Raw genomic sequence first — 22,281 nt, 5'->3', positions numbered from 1 at the left:
ATTAACCACCGAAGTCATCCAGTAGGATGTTTTCATCTTCGACGCCCAGTGATTTGAGCATTGAGATGACAGCGGCGTTCATCACCGGAGGTCCACACATATAGAACTCACAATCTTCAGGTGCTGGATGGTCTTTTAGATAGTTTTCATACAGCACATTGTGAATAAAGCCAGTGTAGCCTTCCCAGTTGTCTTCTGGTTGTGGGTCAGATAGAGCGACATGCCATTCGAAGTTGTCGAATTCAGCTGCCAATCCGTCATAATCTTCAACATAGAACATTTCACGCTTAGAACGCGCACCATACCAGAAGCTGATTTTGCGGTCTGATTTTAGGCGTTTTAGCTGGTCAAAGATGTGTGAACGCATCGGTGCCATACCTGCACCACCGCCGATAAATACCATCTCGGCTTTGGTGTCTTTGGCGAAGAACTCACCATAAGGGCCTGAAACGGTGATTTTATCACCTGGTTTTAGGCTAAAGACATACGATGACATCTTACCCGGTGGGATACCTTCTGGGCCGCGTGGTGGTGGACTTGCGATACGAATGTTGAACTTGATGATGCCTTTTTCTTCAGGGTAGTTCGCCATTGAATAGGCACGAATCACAGGCTCATCCACCTTAGAAGTATAACGCCATAGATTGAAATTATCCCAATCTTCATGATATTCAGGGGCGATATCGAAGTCCTTATAGTGTACAGTGTGCGGTGGTGCTTCTAGCTGTACATAGCCACCAGCACGGAATGGCACAACTTCACCTTCAGGAATCTTAAGGGTAAGCTCTTTGATGAATGTTGCGACATTGTCATTCGAGATGACTTCACATTCCCATTTTTTGACATCAAAGAACTCAGGATCGATCTCGATTTTCATGTCCTGCTTGACAGCGACCTGACACGCCAGACGCATACCATCACGGATTTCGCCTTGGGTGAAATGACCTTCTTCGGTCGGCAAGATATCGCCGCCACCGTCCACGACTTTACAACGGCACTGACCACAAGTGCCGCCACCACCGCAAGCAGACGATAGGAAAATACCTTCGTTTGCTAGGGTTTGTAGTAGTTTGCCACCAGCTTCAGTGGTGACACTGTTGTCAGGGTTGTCATTGATATTAATGGTAACTTTGCCAGTGCTTACCAATCGTGAGCGTGCCACCAAAATAACAGCAACTAAGCTCATGATGATGACGGTAAACATGGCAACGCCGCCAAATGCGGTACCAAATTCCATGATACTTTTCTCCTAATTGCTTATAGTGACATACCGCCGAATGACATAAAGCCAAGCGACATCAAGCCAACAGTGATAAAAGTAATGCCAAGACCACGAAGTGGGCCTGGGACATCTGAATATTTCAGCTTATCACGGATAGCCGCCAAACAAGCGATCGCCATCGCCCAACCAAAGCCTGAGCCGATGCCATACACGACTGATTCGCCGAAGTTGTAATCACGCTCAACCATGAACAGTACGCCACCCATGATCGCACAGTTTACGGTGATCAGTGGTAGGAATACGCCCAGTGCGTTGTACAGGCTTGGTACATATTTATCAAGGAACATTTCCATGATCTGTACCACCGCAGCGATCAGTGCGATGTAGCTTAGGAAGCCAAGGAAGCTTAGGTCGGTATTTGGATAACCTGCCCATGCTAATGCGCCATCTTTTAGTAGGTATTGGTATAGAAGGTTGTTCAGTGGTACGGTGATGCCCATAACCACAACCACCGCAATACCAAGGCTGATGGCGGTAGAGACTTTCTTAGAAATCGCAATGAAAGTACACATGCCCAAGAAGAAGGCAAGTGCCATGTTTTCAATGAAAACAGATGTAATAAATAGGCTAATATAGTGTCCCATTAGTGACCTCCCATGCCTTTAGATTGTGGCTTCATCACATATTCTGCTGGCTCTTGCTGATCTTTTTTCCAGATGCGGATGATCGCGATAAAAGCGGCAATCACGAAGAATGATGATGGTGGCAATAGCAATAGACCATTTGGTACATACCAGCCGCCATCAGTTGCTTTTTCAAGTAGAGTGATGCCAAACCAGCTGCCGTTACCGATGATTTCACGGATACTGGCAACGAACAGCAATACTGCAGAATAGCCTAGACCGTTACCAATACCATCTAGGAAGCTTGGGATTGGTGGGTTGCTCATTGCGAATGCTTCGGCACGACCCATAACGATACAGTTAGTGATGATCAGACCGACGAAGACCGATAGTGAGCGACTGATTTCGTAAGCAAACGCTTGCAGGATCTGATCGACCACGATAACAAGCGATGCGATGACAACCATCTGTACAATAATACGGATTGATGATGGGATTTTGTTACGGATAATCGAGATAAAAAAGCTTGAAAATGCCGTAACCAAGGTCAAAGCGATACACATGACCAAAGCGTTTGGTACGCTGGTTGTTACCGCAAGTGCCGAACAGATACCCAAGATTTGCAGGGCAATCGGGTTGTTGTTAAAAATCGGCGTCGTTAAGATGCTTTTGGTATCAGCCATGATTATGCTCCTTGACCAGAATCAGCGTTGCCTGCTTGTTTGAGATGATCCAAGAACGGCTTGTAGCCATTTTCACCCATCCAAAACTGCAGCAAATTATTCACACCACGAATGGTCAAAGTCGCACCACTGATACCGTCCACTTGACCTTCTTTGGCTGTACCGGCTTTGGTGACAGCCATCTTCATCGAACCATCTTCATTATAAAGCTGCTTGTCTACCCATAAGGCACGCCATGGCTCATCAGTGATGCGAGAGCCTAGGCCCGGGGTTTCTTTGTGTTGATAGAAGTTTACACCTTTGATGGTGTTTAGGTCTTTATCTAGGGTTAATAGACCGTAGATTTGACCCCATAGGCCCGCACCATGAATCGGCAGAACGATTTCTTCAACATTGCCATCAGCACCTTTGGCCAGATAGACTTTGCTGAATTTTGGCTTACCGCCGATACCTGCGATGTCATTTTCTAGTGAAGTAGATAGCTCTGGCGTGCGTGCAGCTTTGGCGACATCATAGCTATTAACATCACCTAGGCCAGCAGCGGCGATCTCTTCATCAGTGGCGTATGCACCAGTTTCTAGATTGACATAGCGTACATCAAAGCTAGCAAAACGCTCAGCAATCACCGAAGTTGAGTCGGTTTGTGGGTTGAATTTGCCAGCGGCGATTAGGATGTTTTTGTTCAGATCTTGGCGCGCGTTGTCTTGTTGCTTAGATTTCAGACCGACAGCAACTGCCGACACGAGCACCGAGCACACCAAACACAGGACTAACGCTGTGATGATGGTGCTTGCGTTACTATTTTTGGCTGACATTGCTTAATCTCCGTGCAGTTTGGCGTTTGATGTTGGCTTGAGTGACGAAGTAGTCAAACAGTGGCGCGAACAAGTTAGCAAACAAGATGGCAAGCATGATGCCTTCTGGGAATGCTGGGTTCACCACGCGGATGACGACCGTCATAAAGCCGATTAATAGACCATAGCACCAGCGACCAGTGTTGGTATGAGCAGCTGATACAGGGTCAGTTGCCATGAATACCGCACCGAACATAAAGCCACCGATGACCAAATGCCAATGAGCAGGTAGGCTCATCATTGGGTTTTCGCCGCCGATTAGGTTAAAGATGAACGCTGTGATGACAAGACCTGCCACCGAACCTGCAATCACGCGCCATGATGCAATACGCGTCCACAATAGACCGATCATACCGATCAAGATAGCAAGGGTAGAAACTTCACCGATTGAGCCTTGCATATTACCAAGGAATGCATCCATCCAAGTGATGGTGTTGCCATAGGCATCGACAAACTGCTCAGGGGTAACGCCCATTGCCGCAAGACCAAGTGGGGTTGCACCACTAAAGCCATCGACCGCAGTCCAAATCGCATCACCTGACATATAAGCAGGATAAGCAAAGTACAAGAAAGCACGGCCAGCTAGGGCAGGGTTTAGGAAGTTTTTACCAGTACCGCCAAACACTTCTTTGGCAACGACCACACCAAAGGTGATACCGATGGCAACTTGCCATAGCGGAATATCTGGTGGTAGTGATAGGGCAAATAGCACAGAAGTGACGAAGAAGCCTTCATTGACTTCATGGCCGCGCACCACAGCGAAGATGATTTCCCATAGGATACCGACGGCAAAGGTCACTGCATAGATTGGCAAAAATTGCATCGCGCCATAGACAAAACTTGCCCAAACGCTGTTTGGATCATAGCCTGCCATATCGGTGATGATGGTGCGCCAGCCTTCTGGGGTGATGCCCATAGATTGGATGGCGGTTAGGGCTTGGAAGCCGACATTGTACATACCCCAGAACATCACAGGGAAAGTACATAGCCAAACAGTAATCATGATACGCTTCAGGTCAATACCGTCACGCACATGAGATGCGCTGTAAGTCTGAGACGATGGCTGACGGAAAAAGGTGTCAAACATCTCAAACACAGCATAGTATTTCTCGTACTTGCCGCCTTTTGCAAAAGATGGCTCCATACGGTCAAAGATATTGTGAATGAACTTCATGGTTAGCCTTCCTGCTCAATACGGGTCAAGTTATCGCGCAAAATATCACCAAATTCATATTTACCTGGTGATACAAAGGTGCACAATGCCAAATCTTCTTCATCAAGCTCCAAAGCACCCAAATCCACTGCACTGATGATGTCTTCGACAATCAGCGCGCGCAGTAGCTGAGTTGGTAGGTAGTCTTGTGGCATGACAGTTTCGTACAAGCCGACTGGTACCATCGCACGCGGTGAGCCGTTGGTGCTGGTGGTGAAAGCGTATTTTTTGCCTTTGAAAAATTGCGAGATATAGATTGGCAATTTTGAAAAGCGATTCGCGCCTAGTGTAAAAAAGTGCATGGTTGGGCGTTCGCGACCTTCAGCTAGGGCTGAGACTTGGTTGTGGAAACGACCAAGGAATGCCAACGCACCAACTGCCTTACGACCTGACAGCACCGAGCCTGAGATCACACGGCTGTCTTCGTGGTTAAGCTCACCTGCGGTCAGTTCAGTCAAATCCGCACCGCGCGTGGTACGCACTAGGCGTGGATTGGTAACCACAGGGCCTGCCAAGCTGATTAGGCGTTCGGTGTGGATGCGACCTGTGGTAAATAGCTTACCGATGGCGATCACATCTTGATAATTGATCGTCCAAACTGTCGTGCCACGACCCAATGGGCGTAAGAAATGAATGTGCGTACCAGCATTCCCTGCTGGATGCACACCAGTGAAGCCTTGATAGATGGTTTCGTTGCCTTCTGCGGTTTTGCTCACTTTTTCTGGAGCGACATCACCGTGGCAGACGAAAGTCTTCGGGCTCAAAGTCGATAGCACTGCCAAGCCGTCATTGAACGCGGCGATCTCTTCGAACAAGACCAGTACAGGATCGACCGCCAATGGGTTGGTATCAGTGGCAGTGACAAAGATGGCATCTGGCACACTGTCGATCTCTGGGGTGCGGCTAAATGGGCGCGTGCGAAACGCTGTCCATTCACCAGAAGCCACCAGCTGCTCAACCACAGTTGCGCGATCCAATGAGCTCAAATCTTCAGGGCGATAGCCGTTAAAGGTGATTTCGTCGGTGGTGTGAGTATCACATGCGATGACAAGACTTTCAAAGACACGGCGTTCGCCACGATTGATGGCGACGACAGTACCACTGACAGGCGCGGTATATTTTACGCCTGCGCGCTTTTTGTCTTCGAACAGCACCTGACCTTTGACAACGACATCGCCTTCTTTCACCTGCATGGTTGGGCGCATACCGACATAATCGTAGCCGACAAGTGCAACCTTTGATGGCGTGTGTTCGCTAATTTGCTTGGATGGCTCGCCAGTAATCGGCAAATCCAAGCCTTTTTTGATGGTAATCATAAGCGGATACTTAAATTAAGACCAAAACACACCAGCACGGCAACACCAACAAAGGGCGTTGCAAAAATGGCTGGCTACCAAAAAATTTCCCAAAAACATCCAAAGCCATGCCAATGATGGCAATCGCTGATTTTGTCTAAAGGAAAAAAGCAAAAGTGTGAATTTGTGCGTCATTTCTTCGGCAATTTGTCATGCATCACATGAAAACCATTGCGTAAAAAATGTTGCGCAATGGTTGCTACAAAATGACAATTCACACGCTTAACCTACCAATTATACGCTAAAATGGTGAAAAATTATAGGGTTATCTGATAATAAGTTGCAAAATTTTGCGAAATTCTTCCCCGAATTTTTGCCAAAATCTCCAAAATTTATCACCAAATCACAGCGATTTACCCAAGTTTGAATGATTAATTTACCCCTTTGATAAGCTTGATGATGGTTAGTAAGGCGACAAAGCCCATCCAGATGCTTGATACTTGGTTGAATTTGGCTACAAGATTGGTTACAATGCCAAGGTTTTGTTGTCAAATTTAAGGATTGACCATGTCTATGCTGATTATTCCTGCCATCGATCTAAAAGATGGAAAATGTGTGCGACTTAAGCAAGGCCGTATGGAAGATGATACCGTATTTAGCGATGACCCTGTCGCGATGGCGAGTCAATGGGTAGCACAAGGTGCGCGCCGTCTGCATTTGGTGGATCTAAACGGTGCATTTGATGGCGTGCCTGCGCATAAAGATGTGGTCACTCAGATCGCCAAAGCGCATCCGACGCTGCCGATTCAGCTGGGCGGCGGTGTGCGTAGTCTTAGCACGATTGAGCATTATCTAGACGCAGGGCTGACCTATATCATCATCGGCACAAAGGCGGTCGAAGAGCCTGAATTTGTGGAGCTTGCCTGCCGTGAGTTTGCAGGGCATATCATCGTCGGTATCGACGCCAAAGATGGCATGGTGGCGACGCATGGCTGGGCGAATGTCACCGATGTCAAGGCGACCGAGCTTGCCAAACGCTTCGCTGATGCTGGCGTGTCAAGCATCGTCTATACCGACATCGCCAAAGATGGCATGATGCAGGGTGTGAATATCGAGCAGACTGTAGAGCTGGCTCGTTTTAGTGGCTTACCTGTGATTGCATCAGGTGGCGTGACCAATTTAGATGACATTAATGCACTAAAGCCTTATAGTCAATATCTACTCGGTGCGATTACAGGCCGTGCGATCTATGAAGGGACGCTGGATTTGGCAGCGGCACAGAAGTTGTTGGATGCGTGATTCTTAATCACATTCACCAAATCCCAAATACCCCAATGCGATACTTAATAAAGTAGCGGTTGGGGTGTTTTCATAACTAGAAATTAAAGTAAGTAGCAATAATAATTAACAAAAGATTTAATAATGATTACTTGAAGTATACATAGATATGTTATAAGCTAAAAATATCAACTGGAACATTTCCTAAACCTAAACAAGGAGTAGTTATGAAAAAACGCATCATCTTTTCTATGATATCTGCTTTGCTGTGTGGTTCGGCATTTGCTAATTCAAATATTGAACTTCATCCGCTTGCGGTTGAAAGTTATGTCAAAGAGTTCAATGTTTCAACCGAAGAAGCACAAAAAACGCCTGCGTATCATGTCGCAGACTGACGAAATTGTTACCAAAATCAATCGTGAATTTGGCGATAGTATCGCAAGTATTTTTTATAAAAACGAACAAGATTTTAAAATGGTGATTAGAACCATTAAAAAAGGTAATACACAAAATCAAATTACCAAATTAGCAGCAGAAATTTCAAAAGAGTATGGATTGCCGATCGAAGTAATCGCCAATCACCCAAGAAACTTTAAATCTGTTCAGAATATTATTACCAACCAATACAGTAGAATCTCTCGCCAATATCCAAGTTTACAGATGATTGGTTATAATCCTGAGCATGATGCCATTTCATTGGCGTTTTATGAACCTGATGCAACCCAAAGACAAAATATCAGCACGCAATTTGCCAAGCTATCAGGTATGGATACCATTATTGAATTTTTGGATCAGCCAATGACACAGACTTCATTAACCGATGAAGTGGTTGGCGGTGGTGCATTGGCTTATTCAGCTACCAATACATCAGGCTGTACGGCAGGCTTTATTGGCACGATGAATGGGCGTAATGGCTTTATTACTGCGACGCATTGTATCACAAGTCCACCGCCTACGCATTATGTCAATCGCTTTGGCACCAAATACGCACTAGGTACGCCGATCACTGATAAGTCCATCTATCATGAAGTGTCTTTTGTTCCTGTAAATAATGGAAAAATGTTGGGCGAAGTATATCAATATTTATCAGCTCGGGGTGTTAATCAAACTTATCGCGACAATATGAAAATCACAGGCTTAGGGGTAGTAAATACAGGCAATGCCTATACCGCCGGTGATGTTGGGAGATTGCAGTTGTGCCATATCGGTCAAACAACTGGGTTTAGCTGTGGTACGGTGGCAGCTGTTAATGTTGGTGGTGGGGGTTGCAATGCGACCATATCAGGAAACGATCATAGAGCTTGTGCATCAACATTCATAAATGTGGCAGGTTCTTCACTGCAGGTTCAAAAAGGAGATAGTGGCGGACCTTTCTTTGATGCTAGTGGTAAAGCTTATGGTTTAGCTAGTGCTGGCGTTGGTAATTCAACAACTGTCACGCCGATTCGTTATATTGCTCAAGCAGGTTTTCAGCTTAAGCTAGGGAGCTAAGTTATGAAAAAATTTTTACCTCTCATATTAATACTATTTACCATCGGTTGTGCGTCCACACAGCAGATTGCTCAAGTAAGTCAATCAACTGAAATGATGAAATTAACAGCAGAACCTATTAAAACACAGCTCTTATATTATTGGGTGCACCCACAAAATCCTGTGCAAATGCTCAGAGTGGTGGCAGGTAAGTTTTATTGGGAAAACGGCTGTATTTACTTATTGCAAGATGGCAAGAAATTCACTGCCCAATTTCCAGAACTGCCCAAAGATAGCGTTGTGTGGAATGAGCAGCGCCGCACTTTGACACTAAAAAACGCCAATAATTTATCTGAAAGTGTGGAATTTCAGATGGGTGATGTTATTTATACCAATGGTTATTATTCTGCTTATACGGCAGAAAAAATTGCCAATACGGATGAGCGGGATAGAAAGTGCTTATCACCAGATGGTATGGCAAACATCGGCACACTTAGTATTGAAAAACTTTAAAATCTAAGCTTATCAAGGATGATTATGAAAAAACTCCTAACACTCACTCTAGCACTATTTACCATTGGCTGTGCAACCACGCAGCCGATCACTCAAGTATCGCAACAAACCAGTCAACCTGTCGCACCGACAGCCAAACCAGTCAAAACACATATCATGTATTATTGGGTGGATCCTAAGTCTCAAGCTCAGGATTTGATGGATATTCGTGGTCAATTTTATTGGCAAAAAGGTTGTTTGTATTTGGTCAATCAATACGGTAAATATGCAGCAATGTTTCCAGAGTATCCTAAAGAAGCTGTTCAATGGGATGAAGTTAATAAAATATTGATATTAACCAATAAAGACAAAGAACCTAAGCAATTTGTCTTTAAAATGGGCGATGGTATTGTATCCAACGGTCAATATTATGCTTATAAAAATATCTCATGGCATACCAAAACAGCTGATGATATCAAATGCATCCTTCATCAAGATGGTGTCGTGCATATTGGCACAATTGATATTGAAAAATATGATATGTCGGATAAACAGTGATATGAAAAAATCATTGCTATTTGCGCTAACTTTATCAATGGTTGGCTGTACAACAACAAAACAACCAACTATCCCAACCATTACACAAGCACCTGCCATAACCAACATCCTATATTATGATGTTGATCCTGTGCATATGGGGCAGGCTACGGCGGTAGTTGTTGGTAGATTTGCATGGGAAGATGGGTGTATTTATTTGGTAACTGATGATTATAAAAGAACAGCCATGTTTCCAAAATTACCTGAAAATAGCGTTTCATGGAACGAAACTGAGAAGGTTTTGGTATTGAGAAATGCTGATGATTTAACCAAAGAGTTTGAATTTAAGATGGGTGATGGCATCAATACCAATGGACACAGAATTGCCTACAGCACCGCTTTGGCAAATTCTTTCAATGAGATAGATAGGAAGTGTTTATCAAAAGATGGAGTAGCTTTTGTGGGTACTTTTAGCATAGATAAATATTAATAAGTTATCATCAAGGATTGATATGAAAAAACTTATCCCACCCATCCTAGCTCTAGCCATCACTGGCTGTGTTTCAACTGCACAGCCAGTAAAACAGCCTACGGTAGAGCAGCCTGCAGTAGAACCCATTAAAACACACATCATGTATTACTGGGTGGATCCGATCACTCAAGGGCAACATATCCCTACGATATCTGGGGAGTTTTATTGGAAGGACGGTTGTCTGTATTTATTGAATCAGCATGGTAAGCTTGCTGCTAGATTTCCTGAATTTCCAAAAGATGATATACAGTGGAATGAGCAGGACAAAACCCTGACCATAGCTAATAAAGACAGACCACCAAAACAGTTTACCTTTAAGATGGGTGATGTTATCTATACAAATGGTGGGAGCTTTCGTTATGAAGATATTCTTGTGGATCGATTTATGGAAGATAAAAGCCCTGAAGATATTAAATGTCTTACATCAGCAGTTGGTGTAGCAGATCTTGGCACAATCAGTATTGTAAAATATGATATGTCGGATAAACGATAATATGAAAATACTAAATTTACCATCATAATGACCTAAAATTACACCCCAGATCCATACAGATTTGGGGTGTATTATTTTAAAATCATTTACCAATTAATGATGGCTATGTTCGCTATGATTACTATGATCGCTGTGCGAATTATGGTCCATTGTATCGTGGTTGGCATGTGTTGTGCTGTGTGTGCCATGATCGCTATGACCGCCATGACCGCCGTGCATCGCTTGCATGATCGGCGAGCCAAAGGCAATCGCAAGCCCTGAGATCAGCAGAATTGCGCCGCTGAATTTGCGTAGATGAAAATTGGCAATCTTTGAGCGCAACCAATGGATCAGCGAGCCTGTAGCAAGCAGCATTGGCAAAGTCCCTAGCCAAAAAAACACCATAAAACCTGCCGCGCTAAGCCCAATCTGCTGATCGGCAGACAGGCTCAATGCCACACCAAGCGCACCATAGACCAAGCCGCAAGGCAAAAAGCCCCATAATAAACCTGCCGCTACCGCCTTAGGTAGATTATCCATTGGCAGTACTTTGGCGCGGATGGGTGCTAGGGTATTCCACAGTCCCAAGCCTGCTTTTTCTAAGCGATTAAGTACTGGCACGCCAAGTATGAGCAGTGCAGCGAAAACAAGCGCGCCACCGAGCAGATACTTAGGGATGTTGCCATTTGTCATCAGTGGCGATAGGATTTCTTGCCCCAGTAGTGATGCGATAACGCCTAAAATCAGATAGCTGCCCAAGCGTCCCAGATGATAGCCTGCCATCAGTAGGGCTTTTTTGGCAGGGGATTGGCTCTGCATCGATAAGCTAAACGCCGCGACGATACCGCCACACATCCCAAGACAGTGCGGCGAGCCAAGCAAGCCCATGCTCAGGGCTGCAAAAACCAGTACAATACTCATCACTTCTCTCGGCTGTCATTGGTGGCATTGATCTTGCGGCGCGCTTGGCGATCGTCAAGGATGATCTGCTCAGGGGCATTGTCCAAATCTTCAAATTGGTTGGATTTCACCGCATAATAAATCGCCCAAATCGCCACCACGAACAGCATCAGGCTCAAAGGGATTAACAGATAAATGCTTAGCATGACACACTCATCCCAAAAAGCCTTATTGTACCAAAAATCCCTTATTAATTAAAGGCACAGCCAAGTATTGCACAAAAAATCATCAGTTGTAATGTCTTAATTTTAAGACTTAAATTTCACCATCTAAAGTCACGACATACAGCTGACCGCCACTTGCTCATCAGATAGTGCCATGCGTGTATCATTGGCAGTCGAGATGGGGTTTGATTGATAAGGATTTTTTAATAATTCAAACAGCCTTTTGACTTCGCTAAAGTCATCCATCAGTGCCAAATCAATCGCCTTTTGTGCCATGTGGTTACGCAGAATATAGACAGGATTGGCGTGCTGTAATTGTGCGATGGTATCAGCTTTACTCTGCACATTTTTTACTAAGCATGATAAATATCTCTGCTGCCATTCGTGCCATTGATGGTGATGCGCGTGTGGTAGTAGGCTTAAGGTGAATTGGCTGAGCAATTTGTATTCATGTGCATGATTTTTATCAGTATTTTCAAGGTTTTGATCGCCATTTACTACCGCGATCAAGGCGCGAAAACCGTTGGTATAATCCAGTTTATGCTGTTGTAATATCTCCAAAAATTCAAAAGCAAGATGCAGCCTATCGTCGGTATCATCAAGTGGCTTGTCGTCTGGTATAACAAACCCAAGCTTGCCAAGCAGTCCGCGATAGTAGCTGTCGGTTAGGGTGTTTTCATAATCATTCAAGGCGTTATCAATCTCGGATTGACTGACCAATTGTCCAAATTTTCTAAATACTGTTGCCAAATTCCAATGCCCGATCATCGGCTGATTTTGGTAAGTGTATCTGCCTGTGTGATCAGAGTGATTGTTAATCCATGCAGGGTGAAAACCTTCCATAAAGCCATAAGGTCCAAAGTCCAGCGTCGTGCCTGTGATGTTGAGATTATCTGTATTCATCACCCCATGGCTAAAGCCGACAAGCTGCCAGCATACGATCATCTGCGCGGTATTGCGAGCGATGGCAGAGAGTAGGGCTGCGACATCGGTTGTGTCATTATCGCAGAGTGTGGGATAGTAGCTTTGGGCGATTTTATGAACAAAATCTGTAAAATAATCAGGTGCATACATCGCCACCCATTCAAAATGTCCAAGTCGCACATGGCAGTCGCTGACGCGCAATAATGCCGCGCTGCGCTCAAAATACTCACGGCGAATCTGCGTATCCGACACCACAAAGCCGATGGCATCGGATGACGGCACGCCAAGATGATTGAGCGCATGACCGCCAAGCAGCTCACGCACGGTGCTTGCAATCATCGCGCGCCCATCACCGTGGCGAGAATAGGGCGTGCGACCTGCGCCTTTTAGGTGTAGATCGGTCAGTTTGCCATCATCATCCTGCAGCTGTGCGATCAGCAGACCGCGCCCATCGCCAAGCTGACCTGCCCACTGTCCGAACTGATGCCCAGCATATGCCATAGCAATCGGCTGTAATCCATGTGGTGTAAGTTTTGCTAAAGGTTCAAGCCGTCCGCTGATGACATCCGTCCATTCACTATCATTGAGCGCACCCAAGCCAAGCTTTTTAATCAAAGCGTGATTGAGCAGCCCAAGCTTGGGGTTGTCAAGCGGCTGTGGTGCGATGTGGCGATACAGGCGATCGTCGTGTTTGAGATAGTCGGTGGTAAATTTCATAGCAAATCCAGTGTGGCTTTTGGCTTATTATAACAACGATACCGCCCAAAAAGAAAACCCTTTATCAACAGCGATAAAGGGTGGAGAAAGATGTACGCAAATGCTTTTATGCTTTGGCAGTTTTGCCTTTTAGCTGCATAATGGCTTGCTCAATGCGCGCGCTGTGGGCTAGGATTTTGGCTTCCACTTCAGCAAATTGCGCTTTTAATTTCTCATCAGCTTCGTGCAGGCGATTGGCGAATTCTGCTTTTTTCAACTCAATGGCTTGGGCTTTGAGTGCGTGCCATTCTTCGACGGTTTTGGTGAATTCATCATATTCAGCTGTGATGCGATCTTTGAATGCGCTTAGGCGATCATCCAAGGTCAGCTCACCGCCTTTAGCGATGCGTTCTTGGGCGCGCTTGAACTGCATGGTGACTTCGGCGTGCTTGATGGTCAGATTGTCCACGCGTTTTAGATCTGATGCCAGACCGATTTTTGACAAAATGGCGATGAACCATTTGGTCGGATCATATTGCCACCATTTGACACCATTGCGATAGTCGTATTGGAAATAGTGATGGTAATTGTGATAACCTTCGCCCCAAGTCACGATCGCAAGCAGACCATTGTCGCGCGCGGTATTGGTATCGGTATAAGGACGCGTGCCGAACATATGGCACAGTGAATTAATAAAGAAAGTGAAATGATGGGTCAGCACCAGACGCAACAAGCCTGCGATCAAGAAAGTGCCAAGCATATCACCTGTAATTAAGCCTGCGATGCCGACGACGATCAGGTTTGTCGCAACCACCCAAAAACCATAGTATTTATGCTGCAAGGTCAGTACTTTGTCTTTTTTTAGATCGGGGATGTTTTTATAATCGTATTGACCGCTTGGATATTTGCGTAGCATCCAATCCATGTGACTAAACCAAAAACCACGGCGCGCTGAGTACGGATCTTCATATTCATCATCGACATGGCGGTGGTGGGTGCGATGACCTGAGCACCAGTCGAAAGCTGAGCTTTGGATCGCTAAAGTTGCACCCAAGAGCAAGAAATATTTGACAATCGGATGTGCATCATAAGCCTTGTGCGCCCACAGACGATGGTAGCCTGCGGTGATTGACAGTCCTGTCCATGCCATAAAGAAAGCAAATGCCGTCCAAACAGCAGGATTGACGCCATGCGTCCACAGATACCACGGCACCAGCACGATGGCAAGAATAGGGGTTGATAAAAGCACAATAGCAGGCACCCAGTTGATGGGTGGATTTTTAAAGGCTTCAGGATTGCGTTCGATACTCATAAACGATGGATATCCTATAAAATAAGCGGACAAGCCGATGTGAAGCTGCGAAATTGCATTCCAAATGGTTTGTAAAAATAGCGGCACTTATGCCGAAATATTTGAAAATCGATACCGAAGCAAACCTAATAATGGCAAAGCTTGGCATAAGATTTTGGGCATAAATTTCGCACTGATTTATGCTATCACAATTTTGGCAAAATGTGAACAAATATTCACAAATTTTTATGGTGAAATTGTAACTTTGTTACAAATTATCCACGCTCTAAAATTGGCAGAATTGGGGTGTCATTACTAAATATTATATTCAGTATTTGCCGCTTGCTTATGCAAAAAGTACTGCAGGATATTGGCTAGGTTTGCTATAATTAGGCGAATTTTGAATGGAAAAAACGATCATGAGCAATCGTAAGCAGCAATATGAAGAACGGGAAATTCGCATTTTGCAGACCGCAGAGCAGTTGCTCTTGGACTCGGGCGAAGGGGATTTGACACTGGACAGTCTTGCCATGCAGCTTGACCTTGCCAAGGGGACGCTGTATAAGCACTTTGCCAGTAAAGATGAGCTTTTGATGCGGATCTTGATTGATTTTGAAAAACGCAAATTTATGATGAATGATGTCGATGATGGCGCAGGGGCAGGCGTGGCGCGTTTGGTGCTGCAGCTACTGAATTTGCCACATCGTGCGGTCTTGTTCAACCAAATTGAAGAGCGGCTGTCATCGACGGCATCAGGGCTGAACAAGCTATTTGGCGAACTGTATCAAGTGCGCAAAGAGCGTATGGCACGAGTTGCTAAGATTGCTGAGACTTATCTGACCGAACAAAACAGCGGCATGACCACGCGTGATTATCTTGCGACCATCTATGCGGTGGGGCAAGGCGGCGCAAGTCTGCTAAATTCCACCTTTTATCAGCGTTATCTGGGTCGCCGTGATACGCTGAAGCAGGCATTGGTGCGGCAGATTTTAGACTTACCAAGACTGTATCCAAAAGATACTACAAGCGATGAGCAAGATGAACAAAATGCCAAATTCAGCACACAACTAAAGCAGCAGATCGTTGATTTGGAAGATTTTGCAGATTTGATCGGTGCGCGTGTTGAGATGAGTGTTTAAGCAGGTTGATCATTGATAAAACCAAGCGGTTGTATGATTGCTTGGTTTTTTTATATGCAAATGCTTATCCAATAAAATATCCCCACCGATGTCGATGGGGATATGTCGTGTGTATTAATGATTGATCAATTACACATCTTCTTCACGGTACTGTGGCACTGGTGCTTTAAAGCCGCGAGTTTTCACACCCAACCACACAAAGCCCAACGCTGCCCAGAATAGACCAACACTGAAGGTGGTGCTATCGACTTCTAGCCACATTAGGAAGATGGCGATGAAGCCTAGTGCAGGGACGATGACATAGCTGAAAATTTCTTTGAAATTATTCACGCGCTTGTCACGGATTGCATAGCGGAAGATAACTGATAGGTTTACAAAGCTAAACGCAGTCAAAGCACCGAAGCTGATTAGGTTGACAACTGTTTCTAGGCTGATGAAACCAGCGGTCAAAGCGATCGCACCTGCAATCAGAACATTGTTCACAGGGGTGAAGAAACGCGGGCTGATTTGACCGAAGATTTTTTTGCTGATGACGCCGTCACGACCCATGACATACATCAGACGCGATACACCCGCGTGTGCTGAGATACCAGATGCCATGACCGTCACGATCGCAAAGCCCAATACCGCTGCTTGGAATGCAGAACCACCGACCAATAGCAAGATCTCAGCTTGAGTCTCATCCACCGCTTCAAAGTAGATTGAAGGATCGCTTGGTAGGAAGGTTTGCATAAAATACGCACTGATGATAAAGATGATACCAGCGATCAAAGTCGTCCAGATCATGGCTTTTGGCAGAGTATTTTTTACATCTTTGGTTTCTTCAGCTAGGCTTGAGATTGAGTCAAAACCTGTGAATGAGAAACATAGGATGGTCGCACCTGTGATCAGTGCGCCAACAGAAGTCATTTCATCCCAAAATGGTTTTAGACTCCATAGCTCATAAGCATTTTCTGCCAATGTGCCATCAGCGTGCACGCCGATACTTAGCTTGCTGTAGATCAGATAGGTAAATACAGCGATGACCAAGACCTGTACAAGGACGATCCAGCTGTTGAAATACGCCACCACTTTTGAGCCAAAAATATTCACGCCCGTCATCAATGCTGTCAAGCCAATGACCCACACCCAGTGGTTTACTGATGGGAACAGGGCTTCTAGGTACAGCACCGCAAGGATGATGTTTACCATTGGTGATAGCAGATAGTCAAGCCAAGATGACCAACCCACCATGAAACCCATCGATGGATTGATGGCTTTTTGGGTATAGGTATAAGCAGAACCTGATGATGGATAGGCACGGATCATATGACCGTAGCTGATCGAAGTCAAAAGGATTGCAATCAAGGCAAACAGATACGACATTGGCACATGACCGCCACTGTCACGAGAGACCATACCAAAGGTATCAAATAGGGTCATCGGCTGGATATAGGCAAGACCAATGATAATGACATGCCATAGTCCAAGATTTCGCTTCAATTTAGCGATGTTCGGGGTAGGTGAAGTATTCAACGATGGTATTCCTTTTAAGTGTGCAAAATGCAGCCAACACAAAAGAGAACTACAGCTTCATCGTATCAAACGCAATCGTTTGAATTTGGTTCGATTAGGCTATCTGCTCCAAGAATTAAAAAAAGTTTAGGGGTTGAAAAAATGGGTATTAAAATTGCTGATTTGTAACAACATTCAATACCCATGTAAGTTCGTGTGAATTTTAGCCCAAAAAAAGTGATTTGTCAGCAAGTTTTTTTGGCGATTTGCGAATTTTTCATCCATTTTGGCAAATTATTTTGTAAAAATTGATGAAAAATTACCCAATGTGGTGTTTTGGTCAATTATCCACCCTTTAAGGTCAGTCCACGACCGCCATCGACCGCCAAGATTTGCCCTGTGACATAGCGACTGTTTGCCAAAAACACCACCGCATCGGCGATGTCTTCGGGCGTGCCGATACATTTGAGCGGTACAGAGTCGGTGAGAATGGCTTGGGTTTGGCTGTTAAGTTCTGGATTTTGGTCATGATCAGGGAAAATATTCACCCCCGGTGCGACGCCATTGATGCGAATATCAGGCGCAAATTCCAATGCAAGGCTTTGCACCATCATGCGATGCGCTGCCTTTGCCATGTTATAAATCGGATAGCCGACAAAGGGCTTGGCATCGGCATGAATGTCAAGCAGGCTTATGATCGTGCCGTGATTTTTCTTAAGTTCATCTTGAAAAACTGTGCTTAAAAACAGCGGCGCTTTGGCATTGGTCAAGAACAAATCATCCCAATCTTGATACAGTGTATCAATCTTGCCACCCAAATCACTGGCATAAAAGCTCGATGCATTATGCACAAGCACATCAATGCGCCCAAACAGATCAAGGCAAGCATCTTTAAACGCCATAAGCGTAGCTTTATCATTAGCCATTGTTAAGCTTGACTGGATGATTTTTGCAGAATTGGGGCGGATGCTATTGAGTGTATCGGCAAGTGTGATAGCGTCTGCTTGGCTGAGATGATAATGGATAATCACCGTATAGCCATTGGTGTGTAAGGCAGTGGTGATGGCAGCACCAATGCGTTTTGCACCGCCTGTGATTAGGGCAACTTTTGGGGCTTTGTCGGTATTTGTGCATGCCATCGTGTTGGTTGGTTTTGTCATGATATTAAAAAATACTTAAAGAATTTGCCATTTGAAAATTACCCAATAACCCGAGCAATGCCTGTTTTCTTAGGCGTGATAATTCATCGCCAATGGCTTTGCCTGTCAAGTTTGGATCGATATTTGCCATGCTAATGGTTTGATAACGCGTGATGACATCATTCAGCCACGCCTTTGGATAAGCCATTGATTTATTTTGATAAATTTCACAAGCATTATACAGCGACATCAGCAGGGTATCATCTTTATGAGCTTTGGTATGTTCGATGACGGTGAATAACTGTTCAGCGGTGATATTCGGTAAGTTTAGTAAAACTTGATGATAATTTACAAATGCATGAATAAACTGGCTGATGGCTTTTGGGGCATTAAGTCGTGTCAGGCAGTCATTGAGCTCATTGGTATCATCAAGGATAGAAAGTAGCATGGCAAAGCGAGTGGCAAGTGAGCCATCTGAGCGACAAGCGTTTTGCAGTCTTGTCATCATGGCTTGATAAACTTCATCATCTGCCAATCGCTTAGCAAGTATCGGTAGGATATGCACCAAAATCCCAAGCTGATGTAAGCAATCGATAAAATAAAAACCGTGCGGCTCGCCCATCGCTCGTGATGTCTCTTGCCAAATGCGTTCACGGCTTAAGTGTGATAGTTCTCCTTGATTGGCGATGTGCTGCATGAGCGCCTGAGTGTCATCATGAATGACAAAACCCAGTGGGGCAAAGCGGGCATAAAACCGCGCCACGCGTAGCACGCGCAAAGGATCTTCGCTAAAGGCAGGGCTGACATGGCGCAAGATTTTGGCATGTAAATCCGCCACGCCACCATAAAAATCCGCCACTTCGCCAGTTTTTGGCGTATCGTCAAATAAGCCATTGACTTCTATGGCGAGTGCATTGATGGTAAGATCGCGACGAATTAGATCGTCTTCAAGCGTGACATCAGGGCTTGCGTGTACACTAAAGGCGGTGTGACCTGTGCCTGATTTGCGTTCAAGGCGCGCTAGGGCGTATTCTGCGTGCGTGTGTGGGTGTAAAAATACGGGAAAATCGACACCGACTTGGCTAAAGCCTTGATCAATAAGCATCTTAGCATCTGCGCCCACGACCATAAAGTCCTTATCTTTAATGGGTAAGCCCAAAAGACTATCGCGCACCGCACCACCGACCAAATATACTTGCATTATAGTAATTATCCAAGGAATAAAGATTATTGTCCAAAATAGCTTGGATTTACTATAACAAGATTTGGCAAAATTGCAAATGTTTCAGATATATTTGGCATAAAAAATGCCAACCTTTCGGCTGGCATTTGATGCAGGCATGTGGGTTATTGCGCTGCTTTTTGTGCATCGGTGACGGCAACGGCAGTCATATTGACAATGCGGCGCGCTGTCGATGATGGCACTAGGATATGTACAGGCTTATCTGCACCAAGCAGGACAGGGCCGATGGCTGCTGAACCTGTGGCTGCCTTGATTAGGTTAAAGGCAATGTTGGCAGAGTCTAGTGTCGGCATGATCAGCAGGTTCGCTGAGCCGTTTAGCGTGCTGAATGGGTGATTTTCTTCGCGTAGGCGAGCATCCAGCGCGGTATCGCCATGCATTTCACCATCAAATTCAAAGTCCACATTCATCTTGGTCAATAGCTCATAGACACGGCGCATTTTCACTGCCGATTCTTTGCTAGAAGTGCCAAAGTCAGAGTGCGACAGCAGGGCGACGCGTGGCTCTACACCAAAGCGACGCACGCTTTCGGCGGCAAGTACGGTCATCTCAGCCAGCTGTTCAGCGGTTGGATCTTCGTGGATGTACGGATCGGCGATGAATAGCGTGCGGTTTTGCATGATGACACCGCTCATGGCGTAGTAGTCGCTCACACCTTCACGCTTACCGATGACGCGGCGGATGTAATTCAGATGCAGATCATAATAACCGAAAGTACCACATAGCATACCATCAGCATCGCCCATTTCAACCATCATTGCGCTCAGTAGCGAGCTCTTACGGCGCATATCACGGCGCGCCAACTCTTCTGAGATGCCTAGGCGTTGGTTGTTTTTTAGGTAATGTTGGCAATATTCTTCGTGTTTTGGATTGTTGTTCAAATCCACGACTTCGATATTCTCGCCAAGTGTCAGACGCAGACCCAGCGTATCGATCTGTGCTTGGATGACATCGGGGCGACCGACCAAGATTGGCTTAGCCATGTTTTCATCGACGACGACCTGTACAGCGCGCAGGACATTTGGATCTTCACCTTCAGCATAGACGATGCGTTTTGGATCGCGTTTGGCTTGGGTGAAGACAGGTTTCATCGCCAAGGCTGAGTTATAGACAAACTCAGACAGCTTTTGACGATAAGCATCAAAGTCTTCGATTGGCAATGTCGCAACACCCGAATCCATCGCAGCTTTTGCTACTGCTGGCGCAATCTCAAGGATCAAATTTGGCTCAAGTGGACCAGGGATTAGGTAATCACGACCAAAGCTTGCGCCTGCGTTTTTGCTCTTTTCGGTCTCTGAGACTGACACTTCAGTGTGTGCCATTGCTGCGATGGCATGGACACACGCGATTTTCATCTCTTCATTGACGATGGTTGCACCCACATCCAATGCACCGCGGAAGATGTATGGAAAGCACAGCGCGTTATTCACTTGGTTTGGATAGTCAGAGCGACCTGTTGCCATGATGACATCTGAGCGAGCGGCATGAGCAAGCTCTGGCATGATCTCAGGGGTTGGGTTGGCTAGGGCAAAGATAATCGGATCTTTTGCCATGCGCTTGACCATGTCTTGGGTCAGCACACCAGGGCCTGACAGACCCAAGAAGAAGTCTGCATCACCGATGACTTCATCAAGGGTGGTTGCGTCGGTATCTTGGGCGAAGCGTTGTTTTGATTCGTCCAGATTTTCACGGCGAGTGGTGACGACACCGCGAGAGTCTAGCACATAGATGTTTGAGCGAGTAACGCCAAGCGCGATGATCAGCTCAAGGCAGCTGATGGCTGCTGCGCCTGCGCCTGAACAGACGACTTTGATGTCGGCGATGTTTTTATTGACGATTTTCAGGGCGTTCAATAGGGCGGCGGCGGCGATGATTGCAGTGCCGTGCTGATCGTCGTGGAACACAGGAATGTTCATGCGCTCGCGCAGTTCACGCTCGATCTTGAAGCATTCTGGCGCTTTGATATCTTCTAGGTTGATACCGCCAAAAGTCGGCTCAAGGCTTGCTACCGCTTCGATGAATTTATCAGGATCGTTTTGGTTGATTTCGATGTCAAATACATCGATGCCGGCGAATTTTTTGAACAATACGCCTTTACCTTCCATCACAGGCTTAGATGCCAGAGCACCGATATTACCCAAGCCAAGTACCGCAGTACCGTTGGTGATGACGCCGACCAGGTTGTTGCGCGCGGTGTATTTGGCAGCAAGTTTTGGGTCTTTTTCGATTTCAAGACATGGTACTGCCACACCTGGTGAATACGCTAGGGCAAGGTCGCGTTGGTTGGCGATTTGCTTGGTTGGGGTGACAGAGATTTTACCTGGGCGTGGATGCTCATGGTAATGTAGGGCAGCTTGCTCGAACTGCTGTTTTTGCAGCTGCGCGTCGGTGATCGCGGTATCGTTTTCGATGGTCATAATAAAATCCGTCTTTTGTTGTGTTTGCTTGGCAAACTTTGGTTGAGATAATTTGGTTGAAATAAATTGTATAATGATTTTGCTATTTTAACATGATTTTGGCGTGCTTAAACGCTATTTTGCATAAAAAAATGTAGGTACGA

At 45.6% G+C, this 22,281-nt stretch carries 21 protein-coding genes; 7 read left to right on the top strand and 14 right to left on the bottom strand.

All coding sequences use genetic code 11. The features are described from left to right. Position 1: 1 nt before the first annotated feature. From nqrF to NKU06_RS01725, 6 genes are read right to left on the bottom strand one after another with little or no spacing between them, the layout of a single operon-like run. Positions 2-1,237: an NADH:ubiquinone reductase (Na(+)-transporting) subunit F gene (gene nqrF, locus NKU06_RS01750; protein WP_254731891.1), complete on the bottom strand. Its 1,236-nt coding sequence runs from the start codon at positions 1,235-1,237 to the stop codon at positions 2-4. Between the two features lie 20 nt (positions 1,238-1,257). Beyond that, the gene (nqrE, locus tag NKU06_RS01745; protein ID WP_253224092.1) at positions 1,258-1,866 is read right to left on the bottom strand and encodes an NADH:ubiquinone reductase (Na(+)-transporting) subunit E; all 609 of its coding nucleotides are present in this window, start codon (positions 1,864-1,866) and stop codon (positions 1,258-1,260) included. After that, entirely contained in the window at positions 1,866-2,528 is a 663-nt protein-coding gene (locus NKU06_RS01740; protein ID WP_254731889.1) for an NADH:ubiquinone reductase (Na(+)-transporting) subunit D, read from the bottom strand. Before NKU06_RS01740 ends, nqrE begins: the two co-directional genes overlap by 1 nt. Before the next feature lie 2 nt (positions 2,529-2,530). Then, complete coding sequence (locus NKU06_RS01735; protein ID WP_254731887.1) at positions 2,531-3,343, bottom strand: Na(+)-translocating NADH-quinone reductase subunit C; 813 nt, start codon at positions 3,341-3,343, stop codon at positions 2,531-2,533. Then, positions 3,327-4,556 carry an NADH:ubiquinone reductase (Na(+)-transporting) subunit B gene (locus NKU06_RS01730; RefSeq protein ID WP_254731885.1) on the bottom strand — a complete coding sequence of 410 codons (1,230 nt, stop codon included), beginning with the start codon at positions 4,554-4,556 and terminating at the stop codon, positions 3,327-3,329. The genes NKU06_RS01735 and NKU06_RS01730 overlap by 17 nt, the downstream gene beginning before the upstream one ends. A gap of 2 nt (positions 4,557-4,558) precedes the next feature. Next, complete coding sequence (locus tag NKU06_RS01725; RefSeq protein ID WP_254731883.1) at positions 4,559-5,911, bottom strand: Na(+)-translocating NADH-quinone reductase subunit A; 1,353 nt, start codon at positions 5,909-5,911, stop codon at positions 4,559-4,561. Positions 5,912-6,463: 552 nt separating this feature from the next. Between NKU06_RS01725 and hisA the strand changes: the two genes are divergently transcribed. The 6 genes from hisA to NKU06_RS01695 all read left to right on the top strand — a co-directional run bounded on the left by hisA (position 6,464) and on the right by NKU06_RS01695 (position 10,692). After that, positions 6,464-7,189 (top strand): 1-(5-phosphoribosyl)-5-[(5-phosphoribosylamino)methylideneamino]imidazole-4-carboxamide isomerase, encoded by a 726-nt coding sequence (gene hisA, locus NKU06_RS01720; protein WP_254732104.1) that lies wholly within the window; start codon positions 6,464-6,466, stop codon positions 7,187-7,189. 261 nt (positions 7,190-7,450) lie between these two features. Then, on the top strand, positions 7,451-8,659 hold the full coding sequence (locus tag NKU06_RS01715) for a S1 family peptidase (RefSeq protein ID WP_254769562.1): 1,209 nt from the start codon (positions 7,451-7,453) through the stop codon (positions 8,657-8,659). A 3-nt stretch (positions 8,660-8,662) separates the two neighbouring features. After that, the gene (locus tag NKU06_RS01710; RefSeq protein ID WP_253224085.1) at positions 8,663-9,151 is read left to right on the top strand and encodes a hypothetical protein; all 489 of its coding nucleotides are present in this window, start codon (positions 8,663-8,665) and stop codon (positions 9,149-9,151) included. 18 nt (positions 9,152-9,169) lie between these two features. Beyond that, entirely contained in the window at positions 9,170-9,688 is a 519-nt protein-coding gene (locus NKU06_RS01705) for a hypothetical protein (RefSeq protein WP_254731879.1), read from the top strand. Between the two features lies 1 nt (position 9,689). Further along, positions 9,690-10,157, top strand: coding sequence for a hypothetical protein (locus NKU06_RS01700; protein ID WP_254731877.1), 468 nt, complete (start codon positions 9,690-9,692; stop codon positions 10,155-10,157). A gap of 22 nt (positions 10,158-10,179) precedes the next feature. Continuing rightward, a complete protein-coding gene (locus NKU06_RS01695; protein ID WP_254731875.1) occupies positions 10,180-10,692 on the top strand; it encodes a hypothetical protein in 513 nt (170 codons plus the stop codon). A 93-nt stretch (positions 10,693-10,785) separates the two neighbouring features. Here the strand turns inward: NKU06_RS01695 and NKU06_RS01690 are convergent, their stop codons facing one another. The 4 genes from NKU06_RS01690 to NKU06_RS01675 all read right to left on the bottom strand — a co-directional run bounded on the left by NKU06_RS01690 (position 10,786) and on the right by NKU06_RS01675 (position 14,727). Next, positions 10,786-11,592 (bottom strand): sulfite exporter TauE/SafE family protein, encoded by an 807-nt coding sequence (locus tag NKU06_RS01690; RefSeq protein ID WP_254731873.1) that lies wholly within the window; start codon positions 11,590-11,592, stop codon positions 10,786-10,788. Further along, a complete protein-coding gene (gene ccoS / locus NKU06_RS01685; protein WP_253224079.1) occupies positions 11,592-11,777 on the bottom strand; it encodes a cbb3-type cytochrome oxidase assembly protein CcoS in 186 nt (61 codons plus the stop codon). The genes NKU06_RS01690 and ccoS overlap by 1 nt, the downstream gene beginning before the upstream one ends. 129 nt (positions 11,778-11,906) lie before the next feature. Then, positions 11,907-13,436 (bottom strand): protein adenylyltransferase SelO family protein, encoded by a 1,530-nt coding sequence (locus NKU06_RS01680; protein WP_254731871.1) that lies wholly within the window; start codon positions 13,434-13,436, stop codon positions 11,907-11,909. 106 nt (positions 13,437-13,542) lie between these two features. After that, a complete protein-coding gene (locus tag NKU06_RS01675) occupies positions 13,543-14,727 on the bottom strand; it encodes a fatty acid desaturase (RefSeq protein WP_254731869.1) in 1,185 nt (394 codons plus the stop codon). Positions 14,728-15,125: 398 nt separating this feature from the next. Here NKU06_RS01675 and NKU06_RS01670 point away from each other — a divergent pair, with 398 nt between their 5' ends. Continuing rightward, positions 15,126-15,845, top strand: a complete 720-nt coding sequence (locus NKU06_RS01670) for a TetR/AcrR family transcriptional regulator (RefSeq protein WP_254732102.1) — start codon at positions 15,126-15,128, stop codon at positions 15,843-15,845. Positions 15,846-15,974: 129 nt separating this feature from the next. Here NKU06_RS01670 and NKU06_RS01665 read toward each other — a convergent pair whose 3' ends face one another. The 4 genes from NKU06_RS01665 to NKU06_RS01650 all read right to left on the bottom strand — a co-directional run bounded on the left by NKU06_RS01665 (position 15,975) and on the right by NKU06_RS01650 (position 22,138). After that, entirely contained in the window at positions 15,975-17,360 is a 1,386-nt protein-coding gene (locus tag NKU06_RS01665; RefSeq protein ID WP_254731867.1) for an APC family permease, read from the bottom strand. 323 nt (positions 17,361-17,683) lie between these two features. Beyond that, positions 17,684-18,499 (bottom strand): pteridine reductase, encoded by an 816-nt coding sequence (locus tag NKU06_RS01660; protein ID WP_254731865.1) that lies wholly within the window; start codon positions 18,497-18,499, stop codon positions 17,684-17,686. A 4-nt stretch (positions 18,500-18,503) separates the two neighbouring features. Then, the gene (locus NKU06_RS01655) at positions 18,504-19,679 is read right to left on the bottom strand and encodes a tRNA nucleotidyltransferase (RefSeq protein ID WP_254731863.1); all 1,176 of its coding nucleotides are present in this window, start codon (positions 19,677-19,679) and stop codon (positions 18,504-18,506) included. Positions 19,680-19,825: 146 nt separating this feature from the next. Beyond that, positions 19,826-22,138 carry an NADP-dependent malic enzyme gene (locus NKU06_RS01650; RefSeq protein ID WP_254731861.1) on the bottom strand — a complete coding sequence of 771 codons (2,313 nt, stop codon included), beginning with the start codon at positions 22,136-22,138 and terminating at the stop codon, positions 19,826-19,828. Positions 22,139-22,281 lie beyond the last annotated feature (143 nt).

This window comes from Moraxella sp. FZLJ2109, from assembly GCF_024296965.1.
In the GTDB taxonomy this organism is placed as follows: Bacteria; Pseudomonadota; Gammaproteobacteria; order Pseudomonadales; family Moraxellaceae; genus Moraxella.
The sequence above is the reverse complement of the archived record's forward strand: the minus strand, read 5'-3'. Positions and strand labels throughout refer to the sequence as shown.